Origin of the sequence: Planosporangium spinosum (assembly GCF_049999945.1) — a bacterium.
In the GTDB taxonomy this organism is placed as follows: domain Bacteria; phylum Actinomycetota; class Actinomycetes; order Mycobacteriales; family Micromonosporaceae; genus Planosporangium; species Planosporangium spinosum.
This window is the reverse complement of sequence record NZ_JBLYUB010000007.1, coordinates 48,595-65,563: the sequence shown is the minus strand read 5'-3', so window position 1 is coordinate 65,563 and position 16,969 is coordinate 48,595. Positions and strand designations below refer to the sequence as shown.

14 protein-coding genes are annotated in these 16,969 nt (G+C 72.3%); 8 read left to right on the top strand and 6 right to left on the bottom strand.

Going from position 1 to position 16,969, the window contains the following annotated elements; translation table 11 throughout:
- Window positions 1-32 precede the first annotated feature (32 nt).
- Together ACNTMW_RS11830 and gcvT are read right to left on the bottom strand one after the other, a co-directional pair.
- Entirely contained in the window at window positions 33-383 is a 351-nt protein-coding gene (locus tag ACNTMW_RS11830) for an MmcQ/YjbR family DNA-binding protein (protein ID WP_426633511.1), read from the bottom strand.
- 2 nt (window positions 384-385) lie between these two features.
- Window positions 386-1,480, bottom strand: coding sequence for a glycine cleavage system aminomethyltransferase GcvT (gene gcvT, locus ACNTMW_RS11825; RefSeq protein ID WP_426633510.1), 1,095 nt, complete (start codon window positions 1,478-1,480; stop codon window positions 386-388).
- Window positions 1,481-1,588: 108 nt separating this feature from the next.
- Between gcvT and ACNTMW_RS11820 the strand changes: the two genes are divergently transcribed.
- On the top strand, window positions 1,589-3,160 hold the full coding sequence (locus tag ACNTMW_RS11820; protein WP_426633509.1) for a leucyl aminopeptidase: 1,572 nt from the start codon (window positions 1,589-1,591) through the stop codon (window positions 3,158-3,160).
- Window positions 3,161-3,254: 94 nt separating this feature from the next.
- On the opposite strand, the gene ACNTMW_RS11815 is transcribed toward ACNTMW_RS11820, so the two are convergent.
- Entirely contained in the window at window positions 3,255-3,578 is a 324-nt protein-coding gene (locus tag ACNTMW_RS11815) for a hypothetical protein (protein WP_426633508.1), read from the bottom strand.
- A 183-nt stretch (window positions 3,579-3,761) separates the two neighbouring features.
- Between ACNTMW_RS11815 and lpdA the strand changes: the two genes are divergently transcribed.
- The 4 genes from lpdA (at window position 3,762) to ACNTMW_RS11795 (ending at window position 9,938) form a co-directional block, all read left to right on the top strand.
- Window positions 3,762-5,144, top strand: coding sequence for a dihydrolipoyl dehydrogenase (gene lpdA / locus ACNTMW_RS11810; protein WP_426633507.1), 1,383 nt, complete (start codon window positions 3,762-3,764; stop codon window positions 5,142-5,144).
- A 78-nt stretch (window positions 5,145-5,222) separates the two neighbouring features.
- Window positions 5,223-7,073, top strand: a complete 1,851-nt coding sequence (sucB, locus tag ACNTMW_RS11805) for a 2-oxoglutarate dehydrogenase, E2 component, dihydrolipoamide succinyltransferase (RefSeq protein ID WP_426633506.1) — start codon at window positions 5,223-5,225, stop codon at window positions 7,071-7,073.
- Window positions 7,074-7,162: 89 nt separating this feature from the next.
- Entirely contained in the window at window positions 7,163-8,059 is an 897-nt protein-coding gene (locus ACNTMW_RS11800) for a TIGR01777 family oxidoreductase (protein WP_426633505.1), read from the top strand.
- A gap of 157 nt (window positions 8,060-8,216) precedes the next feature.
- Window positions 8,217-9,938 carry a DUF2079 domain-containing protein gene (locus ACNTMW_RS11795; RefSeq protein ID WP_426633722.1) on the top strand — a complete coding sequence of 574 codons (1,722 nt, stop codon included), beginning with the start codon at window positions 8,217-8,219 and terminating at the stop codon, window positions 9,936-9,938.
- A 64-nt stretch (window positions 9,939-10,002) separates the two neighbouring features.
- On the opposite strand, the gene ACNTMW_RS11790 is transcribed toward ACNTMW_RS11795, so the two are convergent.
- Window positions 10,003-12,159 (bottom strand): MMPL family transporter, encoded by a 2,157-nt coding sequence (locus ACNTMW_RS11790; RefSeq protein ID WP_426633504.1) that lies wholly within the window; start codon window positions 12,157-12,159, stop codon window positions 10,003-10,005.
- A 156-nt stretch (window positions 12,160-12,315) separates the two neighbouring features.
- On the opposite strand from ACNTMW_RS11790, the gene lipB reads away from it, so the two are divergent.
- Window positions 12,316-12,960: a lipoyl(octanoyl) transferase LipB gene (gene lipB / locus ACNTMW_RS11785; RefSeq protein WP_426633503.1), complete on the top strand. Its 645-nt coding sequence runs from the start codon at window positions 12,316-12,318 to the stop codon at window positions 12,958-12,960.
- Window positions 12,961-13,053: 93 nt separating this feature from the next.
- Here lipB and aspS read toward each other — a convergent pair whose 3' ends face one another.
- The gene (gene aspS, locus ACNTMW_RS11780) at window positions 13,054-14,328 is read right to left on the bottom strand and encodes an aspartate--tRNA(Asn) ligase (protein WP_426633502.1); all 1,275 of its coding nucleotides are present in this window, start codon (window positions 14,326-14,328) and stop codon (window positions 13,054-13,056) included.
- Window positions 14,329-14,615: 287 nt separating this feature from the next.
- Here aspS and lipA point away from each other — a divergent pair, with 287 nt between their 5' ends.
- Together lipA and ACNTMW_RS11770 are read left to right on the top strand one after the other, a co-directional pair.
- Window positions 14,616-15,530, top strand: coding sequence for a lipoyl synthase (gene lipA / locus ACNTMW_RS11775; RefSeq protein ID WP_426633721.1), 915 nt, complete (start codon window positions 14,616-14,618; stop codon window positions 15,528-15,530).
- A 146-nt stretch (window positions 15,531-15,676) separates the two neighbouring features.
- The gene (locus ACNTMW_RS11770; RefSeq protein ID WP_426633501.1) at window positions 15,677-16,366 is read left to right on the top strand and encodes a DUF4191 domain-containing protein; all 690 of its coding nucleotides are present in this window, start codon (window positions 15,677-15,679) and stop codon (window positions 16,364-16,366) included.
- A gap of 58 nt (window positions 16,367-16,424) precedes the next feature.
- Here ACNTMW_RS11770 and ACNTMW_RS11765 read toward each other — a convergent pair whose 3' ends face one another.
- On the bottom strand, window positions 16,425-16,841 hold the full coding sequence (locus ACNTMW_RS11765) for an RDD family protein (protein ID WP_426633720.1): 417 nt from the start codon (window positions 16,839-16,841) through the stop codon (window positions 16,425-16,427).
- Window positions 16,842-16,969: the final 128 nt, after the last annotated feature.

The window sequence follows — 16,969 nt, the reverse complement described above, 5'->3', positions numbered from 1 at the left end:
CCGGCGCCGGCCACGACGGCGCCGGCACCAGCTCAGCGCCCGGCGCTGTCGTAGGCGGTGACCAGCCGCCGGGGCGCGGTGCGCCGCCACGCCTCGACCAGCAACTCCGCCAGCTCCTCGACGTCGATGCCGGGAAGCTGGACCCGGACCCAGCCGTACCGGCCGACGTAGGCAGCCACCGAGAAGACCTCCGGCCGGGATCCGACCAGCTCCGCCTGCTCCTCCTTGCTCGCCTTCACCGACATCGCCGGTGAGTCCGGCGCGCCGGAGGCGAACATCTTGCCCCGTACCCGAAGGGTCGGGTGACCCCACTCGGGCACCTCGACCTCCTCGACCTCGGGCAGCGCCAGGGCGATCCGGCGGGCGTCGGCGTAGTCGGCCACGGCTACTTCACGCCGGGGCGGACGAACGGCGGCTTGACCACCTTCATGCGTGAGCGCCGGCCCCGCACGTCGACGGCGACCTCGCTGCCCTCGGTGAGCCCGGCGGCGGTGTCGAGCAGGGCGAGGGCGATGCCGATCCGCCGGGTGGGCGAGAAGGTACCGCTGGTGATCTCCCCCACCGGGGTGTCGCCGCTGAGCACCGTCATGTGCGGGCGCGGGATCCCCCGATCGAGGGATTCCAGGCCCCACAGCGTCCGGCGCGGGCCGGCCGCCTTCTCGGCCAGCAGCGCGTCGCGACCCCAGAACGCCGGCTTGGACCAGCCGACCGCCCAGCCGGCCCGGGCCTGCACCGGCGTGATCTCCGGCGAGAGGTCCTGGCCGTGCAGCGGGTACCCCATCTCGGTGCGCAGGGTGTCGCGGGCGGCCAGGCCGCAGGCGCGGATGCCGTGCTCCGCGCCGGCCGCCATGATCGAGTCCCACAGCGCGGTGGCGCGCGCGACCGGCGCGACCAGCTCGTACCCGTGCTCGCCGGTGTACCCGGTCCGGCACACGATGACGTCGTCGGCGACGGCGAAGCTCATGTACGCGTGGTCGGTCGGCAGGGCAAGCGCGGCCAGCACCTCGGCCGACCGGGGCCCCTGCACCGCGAGGACGGCGAAGTCGGCGTGCCGGTTCTCCACCTGGATCCCGTCCGGCGCCGCGGCGGCCAGCCGGCGGACAACCTCGGCGGTGTTCGCGGCGTTCGGTACCAGGAAGACGTCGTCGGCGGCGTTGAGGTAGACGATCAGGTCGTCGACCACTCCGCCCGTGTCGTCACAGCACAGCGTGTACTGCGCCCGGCCGGGCCCGATCCGGCCCAGGTCGCCCGTCAGGCACGCGTTGACGAAGTCCGCCGCGCCCGGCCCGCGTACCGTCGCCTTGCCGAGGTGGGAGACGTCGAACACGCCGACGGCCTCGCGGACGGCGGTGTGTTCCTTGAGCACGCCACCACCGGCGTACTCGAGCGGCATTTCCCAACCGCCGAAAGCGGCGAACTTGGCGCCTAGCTCGGCGTGTCGTGGGTACAGCACGGGTCGGAGCAACGCTGCTTCGGTCATGGCTGGCAACCTATCGCGTCGCGACCGGGGGTTCGCCTCCACCGTCGATGATCATCGCCTACCATCTGCCGGAACAGCCGATGTGAGCGGCGGACACGCTCACTTCCTGTGGACGGAGAACCTGTGACCTCGCTCAACCTGGTGGACACCGACCCTGCGGAGCTGCGCGTCGACGCGATCGTCATCGGCGTGCACAGTGTCGCCGAGCCGGAAACCGGCCAGGCACCACTCCTGCTCGCATCCGGCGCCGAGAGCATCGCGGCGGCGTTCGACGGCCGGCTCACCGAAACGCTCGCCCTGCTCGGCGCGACCGGCGCCACCGGCGAGGTCACCAAGCTGGCCAGCCTGGGCACGGTTACGGCGCCGCTGGTCGTGGCCGTCGGCCTCGGGCCGGAGCCGACCGGCGCGGCGCCCGCGTCGGAGAACCTGCGCCGGGCCGCCGGCTCCGCGGTACGGGCCCTGGCCGGTTCGTCCGCCGTCGCGCTCAGCCTGCCGCTGTCGGACGACCCGGGTGGCGCCGACGCGGCCCGGGCACTGCGGGCGATCGCCGAGGGCGCGCTGCTGGGCGGGTACCGGTTCGCCGCGTACAAGACGAAGCCGGCCCCGGGGCGGCGCGACCCGGTGTCCGAGGTGCGCGTGCACGTGCCCGACGCCGCCGACGCGGCGATGAAGGCCGAGGCCGACCGGGCACTCGCGGTGACCTCGGCGGTCCGCCGGGTCCGCGACTGGGTCAACACCGCCCCCAACGAGCTCCGCCCGCCGGCGTTCGCCGACGCGATCGCCGAGGCCGCCACGCAGGCGGGCCTGGAGGTCGAGGTCCTCGACGAGAAGGCCCTGGCCGAGGCCGGGTACGGCGGCATCCTCGCGGTCGGCCAGGGCTCGGCGGCCCCGCCGCGGCTGGTCCGGCTGGCGTACCGGCCGGACGGCGGCGCGCCGGCCCGGCACGTGGCCCTGGTGGGCAAGGGCATCACGTTCGACAGCGGCGGCGTGTCGATCAAGCCGGCGCAGGGCATGTGGGAGATGAAGTCCGACATGGCCGGCGCGGCCGCGGTCGCCGCCACGATGCTCGCCGTCGCCGCGCTGCGGCCGGCGGTCGCCGTCACCGCGTACGTGCCGCTGGCCGAGAACATGGTCTCCGGCTCGGCCTACCGCCCCGGCGACGTGGTGCGCATGTACGGCGGCAAGCACGTCGAGGTGCTCAACACCGACGCCGAGGGCCGGATGGTGCTCGCCGACGCGATCGTGCGGGCCGGGGAGGACGGCCCCGACTATCTGGTCGAGACGTCGACGCTCACCGGTGGACAGGTCGTGGCCCTGGGCAAGCGGGTCGCCGGGCTGATGGGCGACACGACCTTCCTGGCGCGCCTCAAGGAGATCGGCGACTCGGTCGGCGAGCCGGGCTGGCCGATGCCGCTGCCCGACGACGTCCGCAAGGGCATGGAGTCCGAGGTGGCCGACATCTCCCAGGTCAACGCCGGGATGGACCGGGCCGGCCACATGCTCCAGGGCGGCGTGTTCCTGTCCGAGTTCGTACCCGCCGACCTGCCGTGGGCGCACGTCGACATCGCCGGACCGGCCTACCACTCCGGCGAGCCGTTCGGGTACTGGACCAAGGGCGGCACCGGGGTTCCGGTACGCACGCTGACCGCGCTGATCGAGGACGTCGCCGCGAACGGCTGACCCTTGTGATCCACACAATGTCGGGGACGTTGTGGTCTGCGGGGTGCCCCGAGACCACAACGTCCCCGACATTGCGACGATCCAGGCGCCGGCCTCAGGCTTCGGCGCGCTTGCGCCGGGCGTTGTAGTCGCGCATCCGCTGCGGGTACCCGACCAGTGCCACGTCGTAGACCGGGATCCCGAGCCGATGGGCCCAGCGGCGGGCCTCGTCCGGGCTGCCGATGCGCCGGCGGGTCCATTCACCGTCGTGCGCGATGAGGATGACGGTCGTCTCGGTGACCGTCGTGCGCGGCTCGATCAGCGCCTCGACACCGCGTCGACTGCGCACGAACTGCTCCAGGTGCTCCAGATCCTCCCGGCTGGCAGCCCGGTTACCGCGGGCGACCGCCGCCTTCCGGCGTCGGCGAAACAATGCCACCGACGGTCCTCCTCCCCGTTCGCCGCCGCCTCCGGCCGGCTTGCGCGTGCGCAAAGGGTACGCCCGGAGAGCGTGTCGTAGGGCACCTCGTTTCCCGATTGCCTTCACACAGTGACAAGATGTCCGAGGATTGTGAATAGCGCCGGCCGCCGTGACCGGCCGTGCACCGCCAGGGAGAAACACGTGAGCGACCCGAACGCCGGTTACGACGTAGTAATCCTCGGGGGCGGCAGCGGCGGTTACGCCACCGCGCTGCGCGCCGCAGAGCTCGGCCTGTCCGTCGTGCTGATCGAGAAGGACAAGGTCGGCGGAACCTGCCTGCACCGCGGCTGCATCCCCACCAAGGCGCTGCTGCACGCCGGCGAGGTGGCCGACGCCGCCCGCGAGGCCGAGCAGTTCGGCGTGCAGGCGACGTTCAACGGCATCGACATGAAGGCCGTCAACTCCTACAAGGACGGCGTGATCACCCGGCTCTACAAGGGCCTGCAGGGGCTGATCAAGTCCCGCAAGATCACCTATGTCGAGGGCGCGGGCCGCCTGGTCGCCCCGAACGCCGTCGAGGTCGACGGCCAGCGGTACACCGGCCGCAACATCGTGCTCGCCACCGGCTCGTACTCGAAGTCCCTGCCGGGCCTGGAGGTCGACGGCGAGCGGGTCATCACCTCCGAGCACGCGCTGACCCTCGACCACGTGCCCGCGTCCGCCGTGATCCTGGGCGGCGGCGTGATCGGCTGCGAGTTCGCCAGCGCGTGGAAGTCGTTCGGCGTCGACGTGACGATCGTCGAGGCGCTCCCCCGGCTGGTTGCCGCCGAGGACGAGCAGAGCTCGAAGGCGCTGGAACGCGCCTTCCGCAAGCGCGGCATCGCCTTCAAGGTCGGCAAGCCGTTCGAGAAGGTCGAGCGCACCGACGCCGGTGTCAAGGTCACCATCTCCGGCGGCGAGACGCTCGAGGCCGAGCTGCTGCTGGTCGCCGTCGGGCGCGGGCCGGTCACGGCCAACATCGGGTACGAGGAGCAGGGCCTCAAGATGGAGCGCGGCTTTGTGCTCACCGATGAGCGCCTGCGTACCAACCTGCCGAACGTGTACGCCGTGGGCGACATCGTCCCGGGCCTCCAGCTCGCCCACCGGGGCTTCCAGCAGGGCATCTTCGTCGCCGAGGAGATCGCCGGCCAGAACCCGGCGGTCATCGACGAGAGCGGCATCCCCCGGGTGACCTACACCGAGCCCGAGGTCGCGTCGATGGGCCTGACCGAGGCCAAGGCGCGCGAGAAGTACGGCGACAAGGTCGAGACGTTCACCTACGACCTGGCCGGCAACGGCAAGAGCCAGATCCTCAAGACCTCGGGCTTCGTCAAGCTCGTCCGCGCCCCCGAGGGGCCGGTCGTGGGCCTGCACCTGGTCGGCAGCCGGGTCAGCGAGCTGATCGGCGAGGCGCAGCTGATCTACAACTGGGAGGCGTTCCCCGCAGAGGTCGCCCAGCTCATCCACTCGCACCCGAGCCAGAGCGAGGCGCTCGGCGAGGCGCACCTGGCGCTCGCCGGCAAGCCGCTGCACGTCCACGGGTGATCAAGAACCCTTACCACCCAGTAGTAGTTGACGACATGAAAAGCTGGCGACACCAGCTACATACAAGGAGTCTGTGAAATGCCGGTATCGGTCACCATGCCGCGGCTCGGCGAGAGTGTCACCGAGGGCACCATCACCCGCTGGTTGAAGCAGGAGGGTGACCGGGTCGAGGCCGACGAGCCCCTGCTCGAGGTGTCCACCGACAAGGTGGACACCGAGATCCCCGCCCCCGCGGCCGGTGTTCTCGCCCGGATCGTGGTCGGCGAGGACGAGACCGCCGAGGTCGGCAGCGAACTCGCGATCATCGCGGGGGACGGCGAGTCGGTCGACGGCGGCGCGCCGGCCGCGTCCGCCGACGGGCAGGCCGGGGTGCAGCCGTCCGCCACGCCGGCGGAGGAGGCCGAGCCGGAGGCGGCGACCCCCGACGCCGAGCAGGTTGCGGCGAGCCAGCCGCAGGCCGGTGGCGGGCAGTCGCCGAACGGTTCCGGCGGCGGTACCGGTACGCCGGTGACCATGCCGGCCCTCGGCGAGAGCGTCACCGAGGGTACTGTCACCCGCTGGCTGAAGTCGGTGGGCGACACCGTCGAGGCCGACGAGCCGCTGCTGGAGGTCTCCACCGACAAGGTCGACACGGAGATCCCGTCGCCGGTGAGCGGGACCCTGCTCGAGATCAAGGTGCCCGAGGACGAGACGGCCGCCGTCGGTGCCGAGCTCGCCGTGATCGGGACCGCCGGTGGCGGCGCTCCGGCCGCACCCGCCCAGCAGGCCGCCCCGGCCGCACCCGCCCAGCAGGCCGCACCGGCCCCCGCACCGCAGGCCGCACCGGCCCCCGCCCAGCAGGCCGCACCGGCCCCCGCCCAGCAGGCCGCACCGGCCCAGCCGCAGCCGGCCGCCGCGGCGGGTGCGTCGGCCGGGACCGCCCGGCCGGCCGCCGGTAACGGCGCCGCCCAGCCGTCCAGCGCCGCGCAGGCGGTCGAGGACTTCGGCGGGTACGTCACCCCGCTGGTCCGCCGCCTCGCCAGCGAGCACGGTGTCGACCTGTCGAAGCTGGCCGGCACCGGGGTCGGTGGCCGGATCCGCAAGCAGGACGTCCTCGACGCCGCCGAGCGCCAGCGGGCCGCGGCCCAGGCCGCGCAGCAGCAGGCCCGGCCGGCCGCTACGGCCGCCCCGGCGCAGGCGCCGGCCAAGCCGGCCCCGAGCCCGCTGCGGGGACGCACCGAGAAGCTGACTCGGATCCGGGCGATCACGGCCAAGCGGATGGTCGAGTCGCTGCAGATCTCGGCCCAGCTCACCACGGTCGTCGAGGTCGACGTCACCCGCATCGCCCGGCTGCGCGACCAGGCGAAGGCGCAGTTCCAGCAGATGCACGGCGTGAAGCTGTCGTTCCTGCCGTTCTTCGCCCTCGCCACCGTCGAGGCGCTGCGGGTACACCCCAACGTCAACGCCTCGATCGACCTGGAGGCGAACACCGTCACCTACCACGACGGCGAGCACCTGGGCATCGCGGTGGACACCGACAAGGGCCTGATGGTGCCGGTGATCCACAACGCCGGCGACCTCAACCTGGCCGGGCTGGCCAAGCGCATCGCCGACCTGGCCGAGCGCGCCCGCACCAACAAGCTCACTCCGGACGACATCTCGGCCGGCACGTTCACGCTGACCAACACCGGCAGTCGGGGCGCGCTGTTCGACACTCCGATCATCAACCAGCCGCAGGTCGGCATCCTCGGTACCGGCTCGGTGGTAAAGCGGGCCGTGGTCGTGGACGACCCGGAGCTGGGCGAGATCATCGTGCCGCGGTCGATGGTGTACCTCGCGCTCTCCTACGATCACCGGCAGGTCGACGGCGCCGACGCGGCGCGGTTCCTGGGCACGATCAAGGAGCGGCTCGAGGCCGGCCACTTCGAGTCGGAGCTCGGCCTGGCCTGACACCAGCATGATCACGGAGAGTCCGGGCACCTACGGTGACCCGGACTCTCCGTATCTGTGGACCTTCCCCACACCGAAAGGGTGACGGCATGCGGATCCTCATCGCCGGCTCCTCCGGCTTTCTCGGCACCCGACTGGCCCGCGCCCTCACCGCGGACAGACATGAGGTCCGGACGCTGGTCCGCCGGCAGGCACGGACGGCCGCCGAGAGCCGCTGGGAGCCCGACCGTGGACGGGTCGACCCCGGCGTGATCGCCGAGACCGACGCGGTGATCAATCTGGCCGGCGCGAACGTCGGCGGCAGGCGCTGGACCGCGGAGTACAAGCGGCAACTGCGGGACAGCCGCATCGACACGACGGCCACGCTCGCGCGCGCGATGGCGGAGGCCGACGCCCCGCCGAAGATCCTGCTCAACTCCTCGGCCGTCGGGTACTACGGCGACACCGCCGACCGGCCGGTCGACGAGCAGTCCCCGGCCGGAACCGGGTTCCTCGCCGACCTGTGCCGCGACTGGGAAGCGGCCACCGCACCGGCGCAGGCGGCGGGGGTGCGGGTGGCACACCTGCGCACCGGCTTCCCGCTCGACCGCGACGAGGGTTTCCTCAAGCCGCTGATGTTCGTCTTCCGGCTGGGCATCGGCGGCACGCTGGGCAGCGGCGACCAGTACCTGCCGTGGATCGCGCTGCCGGACTGGCTGGCGGCGGTACGGTTCCTGCTGGAGCACGACGTCGCCGGGCCGGTCAACCTGACCGGCCCGAATCCGGTCACCAACGCGGCGTTCACCCGCGCCCTGGGCCGGCAGTTGCACCGGCCCACCCTGCTGCCGGTACCCCGCCCGGCGCTGCGGGTGGCCCTCGGTGAGTTCGCCACCGAGGCACTCGCCAGCCAGCGGGCCCTTCCCGGCGTGCTGACCGCGGCCGGCTTCGATTTCCGGTACCAGGATGTGACCTCGGCGTTGCGCTGGGCGGTCAACCATGGTGACTGACAGGCGCGACGGATCTCCCGACGAGCGCATTGATACCCTCCCCCGAGTGTCAGTGACGCAGCGAGACAGTGCCGGTACGGTCGACCGCGGCACCCGGGCCGGGACAGCGCCCCGGCCAGCCGATGACCGGCGGCGCAGTCGCCGCGCAGACCTGCTCATGGTGGTGCTGGCGGTGGTCGGCGCCGGGTGGCTCACCAGCGGCCTGTGGGTCGGCCCCCACCACCGGGCGCTGGTCGTCAACGCCAGCGACCAGGCCCTCTTCGAGTGGATGCTGTCCTACGCCGCGAACGCGCTGCGCCACGGCCACAACCCGTTCTTCACCCCGGTGCTCAACGCACCCCTGGGGGCGAACCTCGCCGTCAACACGGCGGTCAGCGTCGTGGGCTGGGTACTCGCTCCGGTGACGCTGCTGCTGGGCCCGTCGGTGTCGGTCACGCTCGCGCTGACGTTCGGGATCGCCGCCACCCCGGTGGCCTGGTACCTGCTGCTGTCACGGCACGTGGTGCACAGCCGGGCGGCGGCGATCGTCGGGGCGGCGTTCTGCGGCTTCGCCCCGGGGCTGGTCTCGCACGCCAACGGGCACGTGAACTTCGCCTCCGGGTACCTGGTGCCGCTGATCGTGTGGCGGGTCCTCCAACTCCGCCACCCCGGTCGGAGCCTGCGCAACGGGCTGATCCTCGGCGTACTGGTCGCCGTGCAGTACTCCCTCGGCGGCGAGACGCTGTTCTTCACCGCCCTGGCCACCGGGGTGCTCCTCGGCTGCTGGGTGCTGGCCGGCCACCGGGAGCCGCGCGCCAACCTGGTGGCGTTCGCCAAGGGGCTGGGCGCTACCGCGGTGACCGCGGGCGCGCTGCTGGCGTACCCGCTGTGGATGATGTTCCTCGGTCCGCAGAGTTACCACGGCACCGGGTTCGACCAGGTCCAGCACAGCGAGGACCTGCTCGCGTACGGTGCGTTCCCGCGCCGGTCGCTGGCCGGCGTGGTCGGGCTCGACAACCGGCTGGCGCCCAACTCGACCGAGGAGAACAGCTTCTTCGGCCTGCCCGCGCTGCTGCTCCTGATCGCCGCCGGGGCGCTGACCGTGCGCGTCGGCGACCTCGCCCGCCGACGGCTGGCGCGGGCCGTCGTCGCCAGCACGCTGGTGTTCGCGCTGCTCTCGCTCGGGCCCCGGCTGCGGTTCGACGGCCAGCGCACCGACTACCTGCTGCCGTACGCGCTGCTGCGGCACGCTCCCCTGTTCGACTCGGCGCTGCCCGGCCGGCTGGCGCTGATCGTGGCGGCGCTGGCCGGCGTGCTGCTCGCCCTGTTCCTCGACGAGCTGCCCCGGCTCCGGTACCCCCGGCTGGTCGCGGCGGGCGTGGCGGTCGGGCTGCTACCGATCGTGCCGGTGCCGCTGCTGACCATGGAGCGCACGCCGGTGCCGCACTTCTTCAGCTCCGGTGCCTGGCGCGGGTACGTCAAGCCGGGCGAGACCCTGATCCCGGTACCGCTGCCGTCGGACTGGCTCCCCGACGGCCAGCGCTGGCAGGCGGCGGCGCTGTCCAGCGGCGACGGCGCGACGTTCCGGATCCCGGCCGGGTTCTTCCTCGGTCCGGACGTGACCGGCCGCGGGCGCATCGGCCCGGTGCCGCGCTGGACCCAGACCACCTTCTCGCGGGCGGCGCTGGCGGGCGAGCGGCCGCTGGCCGTCACCCCGGTGATGCAGGAGGAGGCGCGCAAGGACCTGCGGTACTGGGGCGGCAGCGTGCTGGTGATGCCCGACCACGGCGGCCGGGGCAACCGGTGGTGGCGCAACCACGGCCTGGTCCTGAAGCTGGCGACCGAGCTGTACGGCCAGCCGACCCACGTCGACGACGTCTACCTGTGGCGGGTCGGCTGAGACCCTCCTTTCGCAGCTCGTGGGCTGACCCCTCCGGGGCTCAGCCCACGGGTCCCTCGGGCGCTCAGCCCACGAGCTCCGGTTCGCGCCGCTCGGCGCGGTCGGGGTCCGGCCGCCGCCACAGCCGGCCCGGCCACCACACCGGCCGGCCGACGTCGACGGTGAGCGCCGGTACCAGCAGCGACCGCACGACCAGGGTGTCGAGCAGGACCCCGAACGCCACCGCGAACGCCAACTGCGCGACGAACACCAGCGGCAGCACCGACAGGGCCGCGAACGTCGCCGCGAGGACCACCCCGGCCGAGGTGATCACGCCGCCGGTGACGGACAGGCCGGCGAGGGTACCGGGGCGGTGGCCGCGCCGGCCGGCCTCCTCGCGTACCCGGGTCATCAGGAAGATGTTGTAGTCCACTCCGAGCGCGACCAGGAACACGAACGCGAACAGCGGGAACGACGAGTCCGCCCCGGCGAAGCCGAGCAGGTCGCGGAAGACGACGCCGCAGACGCCCAGGGTGGCGAAGAACGACGCGACCACGGTCACCACCAGCAGCAGCGGCGCGACGACCGCGCGCAGCAGCAGCATCAGCACGACGAAGACCACCGCGAGGACCAGCGGGATGACCAGTTTGCGGTCGCGCTGCGCGGTCGTCTGCACGTCCAGGTTGAGGGCGGTGTACCCGCCGACCTTCGCCTCGGCGCCGGGCAGCGCGTGGACCGCCGCGCGGAGGTCCCGGATCACGTCGTCGGCCTTCTCCGAGTCGGCCGGTACGGCCAGGGTCACGTCGACCCGGACCAGCCCGTCGATGATCTTGGGCAGGGGCGTGGCGATCGGCGGGGTGGCGCCGGGCGGCGGTACCGGTGTGAACGGCGTCACCTCGGCCACCCCCGGTACGCCCTGGGCGGCTTTCACCACGGCGTTCAGCGCGTCCGCCTTCGCCACCACGATCGCGGGGCTGCCGGCGCCGGCCGGGAAGTGCCGGCCGATGTCGGCCTGCGCGACCTTGGAGTCCGGGTTGCCCACGAACTGCTCGGTCTGCGGGATGCCGCTGGCCTCCAGCCGGAACAGGCCGGTGGCGAACAGGCCGAGGACCAGCGCGGTGGCGATCCACACCATCCGCGGCCGGGCGCCGACCACCCGGGCGACCCGGGCCCAGATGCCGTGCTCCTCGGCCGGGTGGGAGCCGAACCGCGGCCGGAACGGCCAGAACGCGACCCGCCCGCACAGCGCCAGGACGGCCGGCAGCAGGAACAGCATGCAGACCAGGGCGCAGGCGATGCCGATCGCGGCCACCGGCCCCATCCCCTGGTTGGACTTCAGGTCCGACACCAGCAGGCAGAGCAGGCCCAGGATGACCGTGGCGGCGCTCGCCACGATCGGCTCGACCGACGCGCGCCAGGCGGTGCGGATCGCGTCGTAGCGCGACTCGTGCCGGCGCAGCTCCTCGCGGAACCGGGAGACCATCAGCAGCGCGTAGTCGGTGCCGGCGCCGACCACGAGCACGTCCAGGATCGCCTGTGTCTGTCCCGATACGGTCAGAATGTCATTCTTGGCGAGCAGGTACACCAGCCCGTTGGCCATGCCCAGGGCCACGCCCGCCACGCCGAGGACCACGATCGGCAGGATCGGGCTGCGGTACACGACGACGAGGATGAACAGCACGATGCCGGCGGTCGTGACCAGCAGCATCCCGTTGATGGCGTCGAACACCTTCATCAGGTCGGCCATGATGCCGCCCGGTCCGCCGACGTGGCCGCGAAGCCCAGGGGTGTCGCCGGCGCGTGCGCGGATCCAGTTGATGTCGGTCTTGAGCTTCTGCGGGTCCGAGCCGGCGAACTGCACAATGATCTGGGCTGCCTGCCGGTCGGCGGACGGGACCGGCCCGATCGGCGGCGCGACCAGCTTGGCGCCGAGCCGGTCGTTGATCGCCCGCAGGTCGCCGGCGATCTTCTGCTGGTCTGCGGGGGTCAGACCGCCGGGACGGCTGTACACGATCACCGCCGGCATGCTGTCGCCGCCGGCGAACCGCTTGACCAGGTCCTGCACCCGGGTCGACTCGGCGCTGGCCGGAAGGTACTCGGCACTGTCGTTGCGCTGTACCTCGCCGACCTTGCCGGCGAAGCTGCCCAACCCCCCTCCGACCAGCAGAAACGCGATGATGCCCAGCGCCGGTAGCAGCCAGCGCAGCCGCCGTCGGACCACCGTGCCGCCGTCACCCGCCATGACCCCTCCGCTCCCCGTCGTCACAAAGTGGCACGCACTGCCAGAACGCAGAGAGGGTACCGGCGGCGGTGCGTCCGCCTGACGGGTACCCCGCAGTGCCGCCCGGCTCACCTGGGTACGCGCAGGTAGCGGCCCCACAGCGCTACGCTCATCGACGTGACCAGTGCGAGCCTTGGCACCCTACGAACGGTGCATGCCGGTGTGATGGACTATCTGACCGCCTGGGACGAGCAGCGGCGGCTGCACGAGGCGGTGGTGACCGGCACCGAGTCGGACACCGTTCTGCTGCTGGAGCACCCGAGCGTCTACACCGCCGGCAAGCGCACCGACGTGTGGGACCGGCCGATGGACGGCACGCCGGTCGTCGACGTCGACCGCGGCGGCAAGATCACCTGGCACGGCCCCGGCCAGCTCGTCGGGTACCCGATCATCAAGCTGCCGGACCCGATCGACGTCGTGGCGTACGTGCGCCGGGTCGAGCAGTTGCTCATCGACGTCTGCGCGGAGTTCGGCCTGCCGACCATCCGGGTCGAGGGCCGCAGCGGGGTCTGGGTGGCGGCCGACGAGCGCGGCCCGGAGCGCAAGGTCGCCGCGATCGGGATCCGGGTCGCCCGGGGCGCCACCATGCACGGCTTCTCCCTCAACTGCGACTGCGACCTGGGCGCATACGACCGTTTCGTGCCCTGCGGCATCCGGGACGCCGGCGTCACGTCGCTCTCGGCCGAACTGGGCCGGCAGATCACCGTCGCCGACGCGCTGCCGGTCGTCGAGAAGCACCTGTCGACGATCCTCGCGTCCTGAGTGCCCCCTCGGGCCTCCTTGATCGTCACAACGTCCCGGACGTTGTGGTCTCGGTTCACCACCATGACCACAACGTCCCGGACGTTGAGTCGATCAGGGCGTCAACCGGTGCAGGTCGCGCGGGAACAGCGTGACCTCACGGACGTTCGCCGCCCCGACCAACCGCGCCACGAACCGTTCCAGGCCGATCGCGAACCCGCCGTGCGGCGGCATGCCGAAGCGGAAGGCGTCCAGGTACCACCGGTACGGCTCCAGCGGCTGCCCGGCCAGCGCCGCGACGTAGTCGTCGTACCGGTGCAGCCGCTGGCCGCCGGTGACCAGCTCGACGCCCCGGAACAGCAGGTCGAAGCTGTTCGAGTACGCCGGGTCGGGCGAGGGGTGGGTGTAGAAGGGCCGCTTGCGCATCGGGTACCCGGTAACGAACAGGAAGTCGGACCCGTGCTCGGCGACCGCCCACTCCCCCAGCGCCCGCTCGTGCGCCGGCGCCAGGTCGGGCTCGTCGTCCGGCGCGACGACCAGCGCGAGGGCCTCGGCGAAGTGGATCTCCGGGATCGTCTCGGGGACCGAAGGCACGTCGGCCGCGGACAGCGCGACCTCCGCGGGCCGGGCGGCCACCGCGTCGACCATGGCGTTGATCACGTCCCGCAGGACCGCCATCACGTCCCGGTGGTCGCGGACGAACCCCAGCTCCGCGTCGAGGGACGTGTACTGCGCCAGGTGCCGGGCGGTGTCGTGCGGCTCGGCCCGGAACACCGGCCCCACCTCGTACACCCGCTCGAACACCCCGACCAGGGTCTGCTTGTAGAACTGCGGGCTCTGCGCCAGGTAGGCCGGCCGCCCGAAGTAGTCGACCTCGAACAGGTTCGCCCCGCTCTCGGTCGCGGCGGCGACCAGCTTCGGCGTGTGTACCTCGGTGAACCCGAGGCCGTCGAGCACCGACCGGAAGCCGCCGGCCGCGGCCGCGGCGAGCCGGGCCGCCGCGCGCCGGGCCGGGTGACGCAGCGTCACCGGAGCCGCGTCCAGGGTCACCGGCAGGCTCGCGGAAAGGCGGGGCCGGAAGAGGTCGACCGGCACCGGCTCGGCGCCCGGTGACAGCGCGGTGACGGTCGGGTCGGCCAGTTCGAACCCGCCCGGTGCGTCGGCGTTGGCCACGACCGTGGCGGTGACCGACACGGCGGTCTCCTCGGGCAGCTTCTCCAACCGGGCCCGGGTGTCCGGGTCGGTGACCACGACCTGGGCCAGCCCGGCCCGGTCCCGCAGGATCAGGAACGCCACGGTGCGCAGCAACCGGCGGCGGTGCACCCAGCCGGCCAGCGTCACCTCGGCGCCGGCGTGTGCGGACAGTTCGGTGGACAGGATGCGTTGCATGTGGCGCACCTCCTACTCGGGTCGCAACGCTTCCCCCGGTAGGTGTGGGCGAGTGGGGTGCTCGCGGTGCCACCACACCTTCACCGCGCGTGGGCACGCGCGGCCTCATTCGGGTCCTCAAGCTCGGGAGTCGTCAGTTCCGTCATCGCTTTGATCCCAGTCGTACCGGACCCGGCCGTCCGGCGCGACCCATTTCGTGACGCTCATCGCGGTCATTGCCACGGCAGGGAAACGGCGCCTGGGCGTACGCTGGCCACGTGACGATCGTCCAGCCCGAGGGCCGCCGGATGCTGCGCATTGAGGCCCGCAACGCCGAGACCCCCATCGAGCGCAAACCGCCGTGGATCAAGGTCAAAGCCAAGATGGGCCCCGAGTACACCGAGCTGCGCGGCCTGGTGAGCCGTGAGGGGCTGCACACGGTCTGCCAGGAGGCGGGCTGTCCCAACATCTACGAGTGTTGGGAGGACCGGGAGGCGACCTTCCTCATCGGCGGTGACCAGTGCACCCGCCGCTGCGACTTCTGCCAGATCGACACCGGCAAGCCGGCCGAGTTCGACGCCGACGAGCCGCGCCGGGTGGCCGAGTCGGTCGCGACGATGGGACTGCGGTACGCCACGATCACCGGCGTGGCCCGGGACGACCTGCCCGACGGCGGCGCCTGGCTGTACGCGGAGACGGTCCGCCAGATCCACACTCTCCTGCCCGGCTGCGGTGTCGAGCTGCTGATCCCCGACTTCAACGCCGACCCCGCACAGCTCGCCGAGGTCTTCGGCGCCGCCCCCGAGGTGCTGGCACACAACGTCGAGACCGTCCCGCGCATCTTCAAGCGGATCCGGCCGGCGTTCCGGTATGAGCGCTCGCTCGAGGTCATCACCAAGGCCCGCGCGGCCGGACTGGTCACCAAGTCCAACCTGATCCTGGGCCTGGGCGAGGCGCGCGCCGAGGTGTCGCAGGCGCTGCGCGACCTGTACGAGGCCGGCTGCGAACTGATCACGATCACGCAGTACCTGCGGCCGACCCCGCGCCACCACCCGGTCGAACGCTGGGTGAAGCCGGAGGAGTTCGTCGAGCTGCGCGAGGAGGCCGAGCAGATCGGCTTCGCCGGTGTGATGTCCGGCCCACTGGTCCGCTCGTCCTACCGGGCCGGCCGGCTGTACCAGCAGGCGATCGACGCCCGCAGCGTCACGCCGACCTCCGCCTGACCCGAACCGCGGTCGTGGACACGGCGCGGGGCCGATGACCCCGTCCCGTGTCCACGATCGCGGGTGAGTCGTCTCCCGGGTGACCTCGGGCGACCAGGTGCGGCACCGCCAATGGCATGCCGACCGCGCCCACTAGACTCTGCTGCATGGCCACCGCCCCGGAGAAAGTCAAGTTCCGCGATCGCCTCAAGCAGATCGGCATGGTGTTCTCGTTCACCGCCAAACGGGACAAGCTGTTTGTACCCCTTGTCCTGGTCGCGACGCTCGTACCGCTTCTGGCTGCCGGCATCGCGGTGGCGCTGGGTGCGAGCTGGACCTGGCTGGCGCTGGGCGTCCTCGGCGCGGCGCTCGCCGTGATGATCGTGCTGAACCTGCGCTCCAACAAGGCCATGATGTCGGAGATGCACGGCCAGCCGGGCGCCGCCGCCGCCCTGGTCGAGAACATGCGCGGCGACTGGCGGGTGACCCAGGCCGTGCAGTTCACGGGCCAGTTCGACGTCGTGCACCTGGTGGTCGGCCGGCCCGGCGTGATCCTGCTCGGTGAGGGCAACCCGCAGCGGGTACGCCAGTTGCTGGGCCAGGAGAAGCGGCGGCTGGCGAAGGTGATCGGCAGCGTCGAGATGCGCGACTTCATCGTCGGCGACGCCGAGGGCCTGGTGCCGCTGGGCAAGCTGCGCAACACCCTGATGCGGCTGCCCCGTACGGTCAGCGGCAAGGACGTCAACGCACTGGACAAGCGGCTGAAGGCGCTGTCCGCCCGGCCGAAGATGCCCCAGGGGCAGATCCCGAAGAACATGCGGCCGAAGGGCGCGTTCCGCGCGATGCGCGGTCGCTGACGTCCGCGACGCGGCCACCCCGGCAGCGCCCCGGCCGGGGAAAACAGCCCCGGCCGGGTCAGTGCACGGCGGTCCAGTGTTCCCGGTCGGCCGCCGCGGCGGGCTTCGTGGCGACCACGACCGAGCCGGCGGCCCGGTCGTGCCAGCCACGCCGGTACCGGTCCATGATCAGCGCCGGCACCAGGAGCGCCAGGAGCACGCCGCGCAGGAACGCGCGGGGAATGCCGATGGGGCGCCCGTCGGCCGCCGACACGCAGGCGATCCCGGTCAGCCGCATGCCGGGGGTCTGCCCGAACAGGCCGAGGAAAAAGGCGTACTCGACGACCAGGACGAACACCGCCCAGTTGTTCGGGAACCGGCCGAGGAATCCGGCGACCAGCAGGCACAGCAGCCAGTCGATCATGAGCGCGCCGAACCGGCGCTGCAGGCTCGCGACCGGCCACGGCGCGGCTCCCGCCGTCCCACCTGCGGGCATCGTGCCATCGGGCGCGTTACTCTCGGTCACGGCTGCCGGCTTCGCCGGCTTCTGGTGTTCCGCCACGGCTCACCAGCCTATTCGGCCGGGCAGGGACAGTCACGCTGGGTGCCGTCGACCGACGGGAC